Source organism: Enterobacter sp. UPMP2052 (genome assembly GCF_053709675.1).
Window position 1 is genome coordinate 1,320,683 of the sequence record NZ_JBSKJR010000001.1, and the last position, 13,039, is coordinate 1,333,721.

General features: G+C 56.0%; 15 protein-coding genes. 6 read left to right on the top strand and 9 right to left on the bottom strand.

Going from position 1 to position 13,039, the window contains the following annotated elements; all coding sequences use genetic code 11:
* The first annotated feature begins 213 nt into the window (after positions 1–213).
* Positions 214–1,035 (top strand): trypsin-like serine peptidase, encoded by an 822-nt coding sequence (locus tag ACWKX3_RS06065; RefSeq protein WP_006175008.1) that lies wholly within the window; start codon positions 214–216, stop codon positions 1,033–1,035.
* Positions 1,036–1,112: 77 nt separating this feature from the next.
* Here ACWKX3_RS06065 and mdtI read toward each other — a convergent pair whose 3' ends face one another.
* The 3 genes from mdtI to ACWKX3_RS06080 form a co-directional block, all read right to left on the bottom strand.
* Positions 1,113–1,442, bottom strand: a complete 330-nt coding sequence (gene mdtI / locus ACWKX3_RS06070; RefSeq protein ID WP_006175007.1) for a multidrug/spermidine efflux SMR transporter subunit MdtI — start codon at positions 1,440–1,442, stop codon at positions 1,113–1,115.
* The gene (gene mdtJ, locus ACWKX3_RS06075; RefSeq protein ID WP_058608901.1) at positions 1,429–1,791 is read right to left on the bottom strand and encodes a multidrug/spermidine efflux SMR transporter subunit MdtJ; all 363 of its coding nucleotides are present in this window, start codon (positions 1,789–1,791) and stop codon (positions 1,429–1,431) included. The genes mdtI and mdtJ overlap by 14 nt, the downstream gene beginning before the upstream one ends.
* A gap of 119 nt (positions 1,792–1,910) precedes the next feature.
* On the bottom strand, positions 1,911–2,081 hold the full coding sequence (locus ACWKX3_RS06080) for a protein YdgV (protein WP_006175005.1): 171 nt from the start codon (positions 2,079–2,081) through the stop codon (positions 1,911–1,913).
* A 133-nt stretch (positions 2,082–2,214) separates the two neighbouring features.
* Here ACWKX3_RS06080 and ACWKX3_RS06085 point away from each other — a divergent pair, with 133 nt between their 5' ends.
* On the top strand, positions 2,215–3,249 hold the full coding sequence (locus ACWKX3_RS06085; protein ID WP_006175004.1) for an AI-2E family transporter: 1,035 nt from the start codon (positions 2,215–2,217) through the stop codon (positions 3,247–3,249).
* Positions 3,250–3,262: 13 nt separating this feature from the next.
* Here ACWKX3_RS06085 and ACWKX3_RS06090 read toward each other — a convergent pair whose 3' ends face one another.
* From ACWKX3_RS06090 to ACWKX3_RS06100, 3 genes are all read right to left on the bottom strand, one after another.
* A complete protein-coding gene (locus ACWKX3_RS06090; RefSeq protein WP_102890984.1) occupies positions 3,263–4,210 on the bottom strand; it encodes a zinc-dependent alcohol dehydrogenase family protein in 948 nt (315 codons plus the stop codon).
* A gap of 23 nt (positions 4,211–4,233) precedes the next feature.
* Entirely contained in the window at positions 4,234–5,262 is a 1,029-nt protein-coding gene (locus ACWKX3_RS06095; protein WP_058608903.1) for an LLM class flavin-dependent oxidoreductase, read from the bottom strand.
* A gap of 116 nt (positions 5,263–5,378) precedes the next feature.
* The gene (locus ACWKX3_RS06100) at positions 5,379–6,257 is read right to left on the bottom strand and encodes a LysR substrate-binding domain-containing protein (RefSeq protein WP_220711410.1); all 879 of its coding nucleotides are present in this window, start codon (positions 6,255–6,257) and stop codon (positions 5,379–5,381) included.
* Positions 6,258–6,364: 107 nt separating this feature from the next.
* Here ACWKX3_RS06100 and ACWKX3_RS06105 point away from each other — a divergent pair, with 107 nt between their 5' ends.
* Positions 6,365–6,946 carry a nuclear transport factor 2 family protein gene (locus tag ACWKX3_RS06105; RefSeq protein ID WP_220711409.1) on the top strand — a complete coding sequence of 194 codons (582 nt, stop codon included), beginning with the start codon at positions 6,365–6,367 and terminating at the stop codon, positions 6,944–6,946.
* A gap of 84 nt (positions 6,947–7,030) precedes the next feature.
* Positions 7,031–7,378 carry an HNH nuclease YajD gene (yajD, locus tag ACWKX3_RS06110; protein ID WP_006174999.1) on the top strand — a complete coding sequence of 116 codons (348 nt, stop codon included), beginning with the start codon at positions 7,031–7,033 and terminating at the stop codon, positions 7,376–7,378.
* Between the two features lie 98 nt (positions 7,379–7,476).
* Here yajD and ACWKX3_RS06115 read toward each other — a convergent pair whose 3' ends face one another.
* Positions 7,477–8,865 carry a M24 family metallopeptidase gene (locus tag ACWKX3_RS06115; protein WP_454541459.1) on the bottom strand — a complete coding sequence of 463 codons (1,389 nt, stop codon included), beginning with the start codon at positions 8,863–8,865 and terminating at the stop codon, positions 7,477–7,479.
* 231 nt (positions 8,866–9,096) lie between these two features.
* Between ACWKX3_RS06115 and ACWKX3_RS06120 the strand changes: the two genes are divergently transcribed.
* Complete coding sequence (locus ACWKX3_RS06120; protein WP_006174997.1) at positions 9,097–9,306, top strand: hypothetical protein; 210 nt, start codon at positions 9,097–9,099, stop codon at positions 9,304–9,306.
* A 59-nt stretch (positions 9,307–9,365) separates the two neighbouring features.
* Here the strand turns inward: ACWKX3_RS06120 and ACWKX3_RS06125 are convergent, their stop codons facing one another.
* The gene (locus ACWKX3_RS06125) at positions 9,366–10,232 is read right to left on the bottom strand and encodes an aldo/keto reductase family oxidoreductase (protein ID WP_454541460.1); all 867 of its coding nucleotides are present in this window, start codon (positions 10,230–10,232) and stop codon (positions 9,366–9,368) included.
* A gap of 140 nt (positions 10,233–10,372) precedes the next feature.
* Between ACWKX3_RS06125 and tcp the strand changes: the two genes are divergently transcribed.
* Positions 10,373–12,040 carry a methyl-accepting chemotaxis citrate transducer gene (gene tcp / locus ACWKX3_RS06130; RefSeq protein WP_454541461.1) on the top strand — a complete coding sequence of 556 codons (1,668 nt, stop codon included), beginning with the start codon at positions 10,373–10,375 and terminating at the stop codon, positions 12,038–12,040.
* 76 nt (positions 12,041–12,116) lie between these two features.
* On the opposite strand, the gene smrA is transcribed toward tcp, so the two are convergent.
* Positions 12,117–12,680 (bottom strand): DNA endonuclease SmrA, encoded by a 564-nt coding sequence (gene smrA, locus ACWKX3_RS06135; RefSeq protein ID WP_006174994.1) that lies wholly within the window; start codon positions 12,678–12,680, stop codon positions 12,117–12,119.
* Positions 12,681–13,039: the final 359 nt, after the last annotated feature.

The following is a 13,039-nucleotide window of genomic DNA, read 5'->3' on the forward strand; positions in this document are numbered from 1 at the left end:
TCAGCGCCGTTTTTTATCCGGAGGGCGTATGCTGCGACGCTATCGGTTTGAGCTCATTCTTATCTTCCTTATTTTATGCGCGCTCATCGCAAGCCATTTTTATCTTTCCTGACTGTAGCACGCTGATTTTACTCCCACTTTAGCGCCGTCCCGTCTATAGTATTTTTACAGGGTTCACTTTTAATAATCATAATTACCCCACCAGAGTGTGATATGCGTAAATCTGTTGTGCTGTTACTGGGAACGTTTGGGCTTTTTTCTGGCTTTACCCATGCGGATGATGGTGATGAAAGCGTCATAAGCGCGAAAGAGGTCAAGACGCTGTTTTTTGGTCATGACGACCGCACGCGCGTTGCCGATCCCACTCAGGCCCCCTGGGATGCCATCGGTCAACTGGAGACCGCCAGCGGTAACCTCTGTACCGCCACGCTCATTACCCCTAAGCTTGCCCTGACGGCAGGCCATTGCCTGCTCACTCCGCCCAACGGGAAACCGGACAAAGCCGTCGCCCTGCGCTTCGTGTCGCTAAAAGGGATATGGCGCTATGAAATCCACGGGATTGAAGGCCGCGTTGATCCGTCGCTCGGTAAAAGGCTCAAGCCCGATGGCGATGGCTGGATCGTGCCGCCTGCGGCTGCGTCCTGGGATTTTGGTCTGATCGTGCTGCGTTATCCGCCGTCGGGCATTACCCCACTGCCGTTGTTTGAGGGAGACAAAGCGGCGCTCACCGCCGCGCTGAAAGCGGCCGACCGCAAAGTCACGCAGTCAGGCTACCCTGTCGATCATCTGGATGCGCTTTATACCCACACGGACTGCGTCGTCACAGGCTGGGCGCAAAACAGCGTGCTTTCGCATCAGTGCGATACCTTACCGGGAGATAGCGGCTCGCCGCTGATGTTAAAAACCGACAACGGCTGGCAGTTAATTGGCGTGCAAAGCTCTGCGCCCGCCGCCAAAGACCGCTGGCGTGCCGATAACCGCGCGCTCTCCGTGACCGGCTTTCGGGACAAGCTCGACGCACTGGCGCAGCAGTAACGTCCTTCTGTTTTCGTTTCCCCCATACGTAACACAGGCAGCGAATGTCGCTGCCTGTAAACATTGGTGGAGCGGGATCAGGCGAATTTAATCATGATCATGCCCGCCAGTAACAGCACCAGCCCTATCCAGCCTTTGTTATTTAAACGCTGACCGAACAGGATCCAGCCCGCGGCCAGAGTGGCGGCGATACCGAATCCGCCCCAGAGCGCATACGCCACTGAGAGATCGATGCCTTTAACCGCCTGTGACAGGGCGCTAAACGCCCCGAGCACAGCAGCAATCGACATCAGGCCGTAAAACTTACGGCGAAAACCGTCCGAGAACTTCAAAAAAACGTTAGCTGCAATTTCCAGCACGATAGCGAGTCCCAGCCAGGCCGCATGGATCCATTCAAACTGCTGCATGGGTCTGCTCCTTTGGCTGTTTTGTCGGCTTACGTGTACCCGATTTAATCAGCACGATCCCGGCCACCAGCGTGGTCAAACCGGCAATCTTCATGGTCGATAACGTTTCGTCAAATAACATCACGCTGAACAATGTGATCAGCAAAATACCGATACCTTCCCACAGCGCATAGGCGACACCCAGTGCGATTTTTTTAACCGCGAAGGAGAGAAAAATATAGGAAAGGGTAATCATCACCAGCATTAAAATAAAGCCGGTGTTGCCATCACTGACGCTGGCCCATTTCATAGACAGCGTGCCGGTAATTTCAGCGACGATCGCTAATGCTAATAAAATCCAGTAAAACATGGTTTTTCTCCTGCTTGAGAATATAATCCATCGAGGCCCGCTGAGCACAGCAAACCCTAAAAATATGTAATTAAATCAGACAGCTAAGCGCATAGCGCCAGCTCAGGCAGAAGATGTGACTACAGCGCGGTGTGCCAGTGTTGCTCACCAAAGAGAAGGCAGAAGGAGGAAGAAATGACAGCGGTGTTTTTTGAAAAATACGTCCTGAACAAATTGTCCATAATATTACAATTATCCGCGTTGTTGCTTCTCGTCTTTGCGGATGAAAATTGTCCTCGGTAGTTGAACACGCCTGATTTGTACCATAAGCCAGGAATTTACTCAAAGCCTTTTCAATTCTTTACCCAGCTTGTTTGATTTTGGTTAGTTTTTTTAAACGGCTTTCGCATCTATTATAAATAAAAAGATTATTCAGGAACGTCCATGGCCAAACCCATCATTACCCTGAACGGACTCAAGATTGTCATTATGCTGGGCATGCTGGTGATTATCTTGACCGGCGTGCGCTTTGCCGCTGACATTATCGTGCCCTTTATTCTGGCGCTGTTCATCGCAGTGATCCTCAACCCGCTGGTGCACCGCATGGTCCGGCTGCGCATACCGCGGGTGCTGGCCATTACGCTGCTGATCGGCATTATTATTGTCGCCATGGTGCTGCTGGTGGCCTATCTCGGGACATCGCTGAACGAGCTGGCGCGCACGCTGCCCAAATACCGCTCGTCGCTGGCGATCCCGCTGATGCAACTCGAGCCATGGCTGCAGCGTGCGGGCATAGAAATTTCTGTTGAAGAGCTGCTGAGGTATATCGATCCCAATGCGGCCATGACCATCGTCACCAGCCTGCTGGCCCAGCTCTCCAACGCCATGACCTCCATTTTCCTGCTGTTTTTGACCGTGGTCTTTATGCTGCTGGAAGTGCCGCAGCTGCCCGCCAAACTGCAGCAAATGATGGTCCGCCCGGTTGAGGGCATGGGCGCTATTCAGCGCGCGCTGGACAGCGTCTCTCGCTATCTGGTGCTGAAAACCGCCATCAGCCTGGTGACGGGTGCGGTAGTCTGGGGCATGCTGATGGCCCTGGACGTCCGCTTTGCGTTCGTCTGGGGACTGCTGGCCTTTGCGCTGAACTATATTCCCAACATTGGTTCGGTGCTGGCGGCGATCCCACCCATTCTTCAGGTTCTGGTCTTCAGCGGGCTGTACGATGCGCTTGTTCTGCTGGCGGGGTACCTGATCGTTAACCTCATTTTCGGCAACATACTGGAGCCGCGCATGATGGGACGCGGTCTCGGGCTTTCCACCCTTGTCGTTTTCTTATCGCTGATATTCTGGGGCTGGCTGCTTGGTCCGGTCGGGATGCTGCTCTCCGTTCCCCTGACCATCATTGTGAAAATCGGCCTTGAGCAAACCGCGGGCGGGCAAAGCATCGCGGTATTACTCAGCGATATGAGCCATAAATAAGGGTGCCGGGGGGTCAGACGCCCATCGCCAGCATGGGCTTACCGGGCCTTCCGGCTTCACGATACGCGGCAAGCGCCGCTTTCCACTCCGTCAGGGGATAGAGGGTGGCGTCGCGGTATAGGCTTGCCCGCAGCTTCGGCCAGATGCGCCCGAACTCCGCCTGCCATGCCTCTGTGCTCAGTGCATCCAGTGAGTTCCGAATATGGAACCACGCCACGCGCGGTAGCGCCCGCTGCTGACGGAAGGTTTGCCCGCTCAGCAGCCCATAGCAAACAAAGACGCCCTTCTCCGGCATGGCATCCAGGATCGCCTCCGCCAGGCTGCCGCCCGTGGCGTCAAACACCACGTCCGCACGGGCAGCAACCGCGTTGATTGTTGCCGTATCCTGCTGTGCGATGGGGATGATCCCCATAGCGGCGAGCCGCCCGGCATGGACAGGCGAGCGATGGATCCCGTACACCGCCTGCGCTCCGGCCTGGCGCGCCCACTGCCCGAGCAACACCGCACAGTCAGAGCCCGCTGCCGTCAGGAGTATTGTTTTCCCGTCTGGCGGATGGTTATCCAGCATCATCTGTGCTGCCAGCGGGTTGATATAGGCTCGTGCGGCAAGCGTTGAGTCGATATCGTCCGGCACGGGGATCGCATACCCGGCCGGGCAATCCACGTAGCGCTGCCAGGTTCCCTGCCCCCTCAGCGGCAGCACGCGTTTACCCAGCAGGCAGGAAAAGGCCTCGGGTGCCTCAGTGACGATCCCGACCCCTTCGTACCCCGCCACCGCCGGTAATGACGTCCGGTGGCGGTACGCGCCGGTTATCGGGATAAGATCGGAGGCATTGACCGGCGAAAAGAGCATTTGCACCCGCAAATGCTCCGGGGAGCGGGCGTTGAGCCGCGAAACCTCAGGTTGCAGAACGCTGTCTGGCTCGCCGAAACGGCGATACCAGAGGGCAAGATTTTCCATTATGTCTCGCTGTGAAGGCCGGTTTAGCTGTCGCGCCAGCCCAGTGCCGGTGCAACATGCTTAAGAATGGATTCAATAACATGCGCATTGTAATCCACACCCAGCTGGTTTGGCACGGTCAGCAACAGGGTATCCGCTTCAGCGATGGCTTCGTCCTGTTTCAGCTGTTCAATCAGCTTGTCAGGCTCCGCTGCATAGCTACGGCCAAAGATCGCACGCGTTTTTTCATCGAGGAAGCCCACGCTGTCGCTGTCGTTGCGGCTTGCACCAAAGTAGCTCCGATCACGATCGTTCATCAGGGCAAAGATGCTGCGGCTCACCGACACGCGCGGCGTCCGGGTATGCCCGGCTTGCGCCCACGCCTCGCGGTAGGCGCGGATCTGTTTTGCCTGTTGAATATGGAACGGCTCGCCGGTTTCATCATCTTTCAGCGTCGAACTTTGCAGGTTCATGCCCAACTGAGCGGCCCACACCGCCGTGGCATTCGAGCCTGCCCCCCACCAGATTCGGTCGCGTAAACCTTCAGAGTGGGGTTCCAGACGCAACAGTCCCGGCGGGTTCGGGAACATCGGCTGCGGGTTAGGTTTCGCAAAGCCTTCCCCACGCAGCGCCTCAAGCAGTACCTCGGTGTGGCGGCGCGCCATATCCGACTCGTTTTCGCCTTCCTGCGGCACGTAGCCAAAATAGCGCCAGCCGTCGATCACCTGCTCCGGTGAGCCGCGGCTGATGCCCAACTGCAGGCGACCGCCGGAAATCAGATCCGCCGCGCTCGCCTCCTCGGCCATATACATCGGGTTTTCATAACGCATATCGATAACGCCCGTGCCAATCTCGATCCGTTTGGTTTTCGCGCCAATGGCGGCCAGCAATGGGAACGGAGAGCTGAGCTGGCGGGCAAAGTGGTGCACGCGGAAATACGCGCCGTCAGCGCCAAGCTCTTCGGCCGCAACGGCCAGATCGATGGATTGCAGCAGCGTGTCCGCCGCGGAACGGGTGGCAGATTGCGCCGACGGCGTCCAGTGACCAAATGACAAAAAGCCGATCTTTTTCATAACGCGTATCCTGGTTAAAACGGGTTTCCACCACTTTACGCATTCCATGATGAGAATAAATACCGTTTCTTTCACTGACCAGGTCAAATAAATTGACGGACCGATCGTGACGCTTATCACGTGCCAGCCACCAGCCCCAGATAGGCGTTCACTGCAGCACTCGGCTCCTGCTTACGGCTGATAAGTACCAGGTTGGCGGTAAAATCGGGCTCGTTCAAAGGACGATAAACCAGCCCCGGGATGTTCACCTGCTGAAGCGGGGCCGGGATCAACGCCAGCCCTAACCCGGTCGCCGCCATCGCCAGAATACTCAGCGTACTGCCGGAGCGATACGCCACATGACACTGCTCTCCGAGCTTTTGAGTCAGCATGATAAACAGATGCTCATGCGCATCATGCGCGTCGTAAAGCACAAGCGGCTTCCCGGCCAGCATTCCAATGGTCAAACTGGGGTGCTGAGCGAGTGGATGATCGTCCGTCATCGCGACAAGGAACTCCCAGGCTCCGATGCGCCGGACGTGAATTTCCGGTGCTGAAAGCGTGCTGCTTATCGGGGTATACCCGATATCCAACTGTCCGGCACGAATCGCCTCGACCTGGTTCTGCGGGCCCACTTCCTGAATCATGAGCTCAGCGTCAGGAAAACGTTGATGAAAAAGGCGCAGGTCTGCAATCAACCTTCCACTGAAAATAGCATTGCCTGCGAACCCTACCCGCACCCGCCCCGTTTCGCCACGCATGGCGCGCGCCACGGTCAATTTCGCGTGCTCCGCCTGTTCGAGCGTGCGCCGGGCTTCGGTCATAAAAAGTTCTCCGGCATCAGTCAGTTCGACCCGGCGGCTGGTGCGCACAAAAAGCGGGCCACCCAGTGCTGCTTCCAGGGCTTTGATCTGCATGCTCAGGGCCGGTTGCACGATATTCATTTTTTCTGCCGCCCGACCGAAATGGCCCTCTTGCGCGACCGCCAGAAAATAACGCAGATGGCGAAGCTCCATACCCACCTCATCGATAATTAAAAATGATTAATCAGTCATATCTATATATTTCATTTTAGCGTGTTATGGCGTCAAACTGCATCCATCCCATAACAGGAGGAAACACAATGCGTAATCTGGAAAATGACAGACAACAACTCAGTGATTTAATGAATGGCTGGATGCACCGGGACCTTGGCGAATGGCATGCGCTACGTGAGCTTTTCCATCCCGACGGCACGATTGAGATCACCTGGTTTGAAGGCCTGGCGAGCGACTTTGTCGACGGCTCTATGCGCATGGGCGCATCTGATCTGCGCACCAAACATTTTATCGCGACGCCTGCCGTGACGTTTAATGCTGAAGGGACTAAAGCGATCCTTGAAACCAACGCGATGATCGTGGCTGAAAATGTAAAGCTCAATATTGGCTGCGAATGCCATAACCGTTTCTACGATCTGGCCGAAAAACGCGACGGCGTGTGGAAGCTCTTTCACCGCCAGAGTATCTACGACATGGGCACGTTCACCTTCCCGCTGGGCCCGGTGGAGATAGATCGCACTGTCGTTGCAAAATACCCGCGTGAATATGCCACCCTCGCCTACCTGCTTGATCAAAGTGGTTTTCCTCTCGGACGAGTATTTGCCACGCGCGGCAGCGATCTGGAAGCGAAAATGAAGGCCGACGGTCAGCGCTGGCTCGCAGCCTGAGCGCGATAACCGGGATCCCGTTACCTTTCTGCGGACTTATGCGATATATTTGCGGCCTGAACTCAATCGCAGGTAATCACTGAAATGGCTCTGATCCCCAAAAACTACGCGCGGCTGGAAAGCGGCTACCGCGAGAAAGCGCTCAAAATTTACCCGTGGGTGTGCGGGCGCTGCTCGCGGGAATTTGTTTACTCCAACCTTCGCGAGTTAACAGTCCATCATATCGATCACGATCACACCAATAACCCGGAAGATGGCAGTAACTGGGAGCTGTTGTGCCTGTTTTGTCACGACCATGAACACTCGAAGTACACCGAAGCGGATCAGTACGGCACCACCGTGGTGGCGGGTGAAGATGCGCAGAAAGATGTCGGCGAAGCGACCTACAACCCTTTCGCGGATTTAAAGTCGTTGATGAATAAAAAGAAATAACCTCCCAGCGTGCGTCCGGCAACGACACTGCCTGAGATCGGGCAGTGTCATCTTCGCAATCCCATAGCGTGTTTAGAGTCCCCCGTGGTTGCCCATACTTAGCAGGTAAAAGCGCGCTCTTTCGCCAGCAGGAAAGGCCGTAAATAGGCCACGGTGTTGGACAGCGGTATGACGTCGTCGCTGAGCTTAATCTTAAGCACGTCAGTGAGATAACGTTTGCGAGCCACTATCCTTGCCCACAGCTCGGGATAAGCGCGCCGGATCTCGGCCTGCAGCTGAGCGTCAGCCAGTGCAATACTCTCTTCAGCACTGACGCCGGTATAGCCCTTCACGGAAGGGATGATATCGATTTGCACAATCATGCCGCTTTTCAGGGTTTGCGTTGAGCCGCTAAACACAGGCGATGACATCCACTCTTCTTCCGCGCTGAGATGGCCCGGATTCAGATGCCAGCCATATTTATGTTTAGGCAGAACGGACTCGATAAGCGCATAAAGCGCCCCGCCCGCCATGCCAACGTGAATATGTTCAAGCCAGGTGACGACCGCGGCGAAATAGGGTTTTGCGATGCGGTCGAGATAGTCTTTTTGCGTTTCCGGCAGTTCACTTTCGTCTGCGATAACAAATCCGGTGCGGCTGGACAACCCACCCCGGAAGCCGGTCGTCATGGACAGCGGCTGGCCGCGCTCAACGGGCTTAAACGTGGGATAAAGGTTGGCCTTTTCAAAACGTGTCCCGGCGGCGGCGATGGTGACAACCGTATTATATTGCCCCTGCGCGGCCAGATAGCTGCCGAGTTCAGCCTCCCGAATGCCGGGTTCTACCGCATTCATGGCGTTCAGCATGCAGGTAGACGCCAGATTTGCGCCATATTCATAGTGCGCAATTTCATTCGCGTTGTTAATGGTGCGCGCGCCGTTATCCCCACCGATAAACAGTGAGGTGGCGTTTTCAATGCTTGCATTCGCCCCGGCAGACTCACGCACAGCATCAACGATAAACGACGGGATATCAAACAACTGTTTATTGTCTGTCAGGGCTGCGGTGAACATTTTCCAGCCGACCAGCCCGATCCGGGCCATGTCCGACAACCCGACCTCGCGGAACAGGGCGTCGAGCGGTTTTTCGTTGTCCATGGGCTGGTTGGGCAGAGAGAAATAAGGACTGTGTTTCAGGCTCACCGGGATGCGTGAATGGGCGGCCATTTTGAGATTTTCATTGCCAAGGATTGCGATCGCCTCCCCGCGCTGCGTCAGGATCAGCAGGCCCTCTTCGAAACGCGGAATGAAACCGGTCAGGTACTCAAAATTGCTGCCATGCTCTTTATCGGCATAAATCATCAGGGCATCAAACCCCTCCTCATGCATGCGCGCCAGGATTTTCGCCTTACGGGACGCCAGGGTGTCATCCGTAAGCGGGACGGGCGCCACATCCGGGAATACCTCGGGTGCTTCCGTAATCTGCAACTGCACTGCCTTATAATCCATTCTTCTACCCTCACGATCTGCGCTAAACGACGTTTTATCATGCCGTAGTACCCGTCACATAGCTAACCCGATAAACAAAAGGGTGACAAAAGTCACTTCATACACACATCAAAATGACTTAACCCAGAAAAATAAAATTCACTACGCGCACACTATGCATTGACTTTACTTTCTCTTGATATCATATTTTACAGCACAAATTAACAAGACACATTCTGGAGGACGTTTTCTATGCCAACCCGTGATTATCCCGACAAACGGACGGCGCGCGGTTTAGCAAAGGAGGCTGACCTGAAAATGTTGAGCGCACGCATCGATGCTGCCCTGATGGAATACGTCAGGACGACCGCGTATGAAACGCGCAAGAGCAAGCAGGAAATTGTGGCGGAGGCGCTGGCGCTGCACAGGCAGAGCCGTCAGGTGGCGACCGGGGCGGAATAAGCCCGTGCGCCCGTCAGAAAAAAGCCCGGTGAAAGATCGCCGGGCTTATTTCGGCACGCTTAACTCGACAGGGAATTCAGGGCATCCAGCGCCTCAGGTGGTAGCTCAAGGTCCGCACTGGCAAGATTTTGCCGCAGATGCGCCACGGACGAGGTGCCCGGGATAAGCAGGATGTTCGGGGAACGTTGCAGTAACCATGCCAGCGCAACCTGCATCGGCGTTGCCCCCAGCGTATCGGCGACCGATTGCAGCCCGGACGATTGCAGCGGCGTAAAGCCCCCGAGCGGGAAGAACGGCACGTAGGCTATCCCCTGCTGCGCAAGGGAATCTACCAGCGCATCATCGCCGCGGTTAACAATGTTATACATGTTTTGCACGCAGACGATGGTTGCGAGGCTCTGCGCTTCGGCAACCTGCGCGGCGGTGACATTACTTAAACCTATGTGTCGGACCAGCCCCTGCTGCTGAAGCTCTGCAAGCGTGATCAGCGGTTCGGCAATTGAGCCTTCAGCCGGACCGTGCGCGCTGAACATGATCCGCAGGTTCACCACGTCCAGTACGTCCAGCTTAAGGTTACGCAAATTATCGTGTACCGCCTGCGTCAGCTCCGCAGCTGAAAACGCCGGCAGCCAGGAAGCATCCTCCCCACGGCGAGCCCCAATCTTGGTCACGATAGTCAGATCGTCCCGGTACGGGTGCAGCGCCTCGCGGATAAGCTGGTTGGTCACGTGCGGCCCGTAAAAATCACTGGTATCAATGTGATTGACGCCGGCTGCTACCGCTTCGCGAAGCACCTCCAGCGCGGTTTGTTTATCCTTCGGGGGGCCAAACACCCCCGGCCCGGCGAGCTGCATTGCACCATAACCCAGCCGTTTAACCGTACGCGTGCCAAGCGTAAACGTCCCGCTTTTATCAATGCTGCTCATGCTGACCTTCCTCATAAAAATGACTCGGATTTACAACAGGTTCCGTATGGAAACCATTAGTTAAGCAATAGTTAATTAAAGTTTAAAGGGGCTACGACGATAGTAATTATGCAACCCCTGCATCCTAATGGACGACCGCTATGCTGAAAAACCTGCACGTGATCACCGGTATTCTCTTTGCTCTCACCATATTCTGTCTGCTGCAAGTTGTCACGGGAGGCTTGTTCTATTCCGCCGTGAGCAACGACCGTCATAATTTCCAGAACTCCGGGGTACTCAACGCCCAACAGGAGAGCCTGAGCGACAGCGTGAATACGCTGGTGAAAACACGCGTGACCGTCACCCGCGTGGCGATCCGCTATCTGAAAAACCAGCGCGACCCGGCGTCTCTTGCCGCGATCAACACCCTGCTGGGTACCGCCAGCGACTCACTGGTTAAGGCCGAAACGTATCACAACGACTGGCAGAAAATGCCGCAGGTTAAGGGCCAGAACGCGGCCTTAACCGAGGAGATGCAGGCCGCCTGGAAGCAGATGCATGAGGTGATGCGTTTGTCGATTGCGTACCTGCGTGCAGACAATTACCAGGCTTATGGCGATCTTGATGCGCAACAGGCGCAGGATAATATGGAGGCGGTCTACACTCGCTGGCGCGCTGAAAACAATACCCTGCTTAAGGCCGCCGCCGTTGAGAACCAGAGCAGCTTTACCCAGATGCAGTGGACGCTGGGGGCGATCCTGCTGGCGGTGATTGCCGTGCTGATTGTCATCTGGCAGGGGCTGCAGCGCATGCTGTTAAAACCGCTCAATACCATTATGAACCATATTCGTACCATCGCGAGCGGCGACCTGACCCAGACCCTTCACCTCTCCGGGCGTAACGAAATGGGCCAGCTCGCAGCCGGTCTGCACGAGATGCAGCAGTCGCTGATCGGCACGGTGAGCGCCGTTCGCGGAAGCACGGACGCAATTTATACCGGGGCGGGCGAAATAGCCGCCGGCAGCAACGATCTCTCGGCCCGGACAGAGCAGCAGGCCGCCTCGCTGGAAGAGACGGCTGCCAGCATGGAGCAGCTGACCGCCACGGTGAAACAGAACTCCGACAACGCCCGACAGGCGACGCTGCTGGCGAAGAACGCCTCTGAAACCGCTGCACGTGGGGGGCAGGTCGTGGATAACGTCGTGCGTACCATGACCGACATTGCCGACAGCTCGCGGCAAATTGCGGATATTACCGGCGTGATTGACAGCATCGCCTTCCAGACCAATATTCTGGCGCTGAACGCGGCGGTCGAGGCCGCACGCGCGGGCGAACAGGGTCGGGGTTTTGCCGTGGTCGCGGGCGAAGTTCGCACCTTAGCCAGCCGCAGCGCGCAGGCGGCAAAAGAGATCAAAGGGCTTATCGAAAACTCGGTCAACCGGGTAAACACCGGTTCAGATCAGGTGAGCGAGGCGGGTGCGACCATGAAAGAGATCGTCGCGGCGGTCACCCGCGTGACCGATATCATGGGCGAGATTTCATCCGCCTCTGACGAGCAAAGCCGCGGTATTGAGCAGGTAAGCCTGGCGGTGTCGCAGATGGATAGCGTGACACAGCAAAACGCCGCGCTGGTGCAGGAGTCCGCCACCGCAGCCGCCGCGCTGGAAGATCAGTCCGGGCAGTTACGTCAGGCCGTGGCAGCTTTTCGCCTGAACGTGCAGGAGACGGTTGCCCCACGTCCGACCGGGGTGAAAACACCTCAGCTGTTGCGCCCGGCGACGGCCACGGCCACGGCAAATGCCGCAGACGCCCACTGGGAAACCTTCTGACATATGCTCCCGCAGATACAATAATGCCAATTAACCGGGGCGTGTTGCGCCAGCATGCCCCGTTCCCTGCCCTGCGCTAGCGGCTACGCTTGGCGTGACGTTCCCAGTTTTCGTGCTTCGCCTCATCGGATTTGCGCAGCGAGACGTAACACGCCCCGCTGCCGCCATGGTGCGGCTGCGCTTCACAGAATGCCTGCACGTCGTCGAATTCGGTCAACCAGCGCGCCAGATAACTGCGCACCACGTTGGGATGGGCGTTTTGCTCGCGCCCTTTACCGTGGATGATAATCAGATTGCGCAAGCCATCGCGACCGGCCTGGCGAATAAAGGAATAGAGCATCTGGCGGCAGCGTTCGACGGGCTGGCGCAGCAGGGTCAGGCTGGCCTGACGGGAGTATTTCCCCGCACGCAGTTTCTCAATCACGCCCTGCTGGACCCCATCACGCTTAAACGCCAGCGGCTCCTCAAGCGGAAGCAGTTCCAGGAACCCAAGCGTCAGAAAGTTATCCAGCTGCTCGGTATCAATATCCTGCCGCTCCCGCGTGTTGCGGTTGGCCTGCCAGTGTATGTCCGCACAGCGTTTCAGGGGCTGGACATCTTCCATGGCGTCTAAGAAAAGGGATTTATCTTCAGGATTCATGGAAATTCTCCGGCTGCATCTGAACATCTACTATACCTGCGCCAGTCGCGGGCCTCAATCTTCCGCTTTTGGCGGGTTTCACCGATGCTACATCGGGCAAATATAATTTTGGTGAATATATTAAATAGCCGTTCACTAAATAATTTAAGTAAACTTAACTAAAATTTCAGCGCTAATGAAATGATAAATTTAAGTTAAAAAATCGTGAAATCAATCACTACTCTCTCTATCTTTTTAGCGGAAAACTGTTATAACTGATCAGACCTGCCGAAGGAATAAAACATGCGGGACTTGCGAATGGACGCACTGCTGTGTGTACTATAGGGTCTGTCTGATGTCGGACAGGCTCTGTTTTTTTA

Coding starts and splice junctions, on each gene's coding strand:
- ACWKX3_RS06095 (WP_058608903.1), bottom strand. CDS start 5,262: ATGAAAAAGATCGGCTTTTTGTCATTTGGTCACTGGACGCCGTCGGCG.
- ACWKX3_RS06090 (WP_102890984.1), bottom strand. CDS start 4,210: ATGGAAAATCTTGCCCTCTGGTATCGCCGTTTCGGCGAGCCAGACAGC.
- ACWKX3_RS06085 (WP_006175004.1), top strand. CDS start 2,215: ATGGCCAAACCCATCATTACCCTGAACGGACTCAAGATTGTCATTATG.
- mdtJ (WP_058608901.1), bottom strand. CDS start 1,791: ATGTTTTACTGGATTTTATTAGCATTAGCGATCGTCGCTGAAATTACC.
- ACWKX3_RS06115 (WP_454541459.1), bottom strand. CDS start 8,865: ATGGATTATAAGGCAGTGCAGTTGCAGATTACGGAAGCACCCGAGGTA.
- ACWKX3_RS06125 (WP_454541460.1), bottom strand. CDS start 10,232: ATGAGCAGCATTGATAAAAGCGGGACGTTTACGCTTGGCACGCGTACG.
- tcp (WP_454541461.1), top strand. CDS start 10,373: ATGCTGAAAAACCTGCACGTGATCACCGGTATTCTCTTTGCTCTCACC.
- yajD (WP_006174999.1), top strand. CDS start 7,031: ATGGCTCTGATCCCCAAAAACTACGCGCGGCTGGAAAGCGGCTACCGC.
- ACWKX3_RS06100 (WP_220711410.1), bottom strand. CDS start 6,257: ATGGAGCTTCGCCATCTGCGTTATTTTCTGGCGGTCGCGCAAGAGGGC.
- ACWKX3_RS06105 (WP_220711409.1), top strand. CDS start 6,365: ATGCGTAATCTGGAAAATGACAGACAACAACTCAGTGATTTAATGAAT.
- mdtI (WP_006175007.1), bottom strand. CDS start 1,442: ATGCAGCAGTTTGAATGGATCCATGCGGCCTGGCTGGGACTCGCTATC.
- ACWKX3_RS06120 (WP_006174997.1), top strand. CDS start 9,097: ATGCCAACCCGTGATTATCCCGACAAACGGACGGCGCGCGGTTTAGCA.
- smrA (WP_006174994.1), bottom strand. CDS start 12,680: ATGAATCCTGAAGATAAATCCCTTTTCTTAGACGCCATGGAAGATGTC.
- ACWKX3_RS06065 (WP_006175008.1), top strand. CDS start 214: ATGCGTAAATCTGTTGTGCTGTTACTGGGAACGTTTGGGCTTTTTTCT.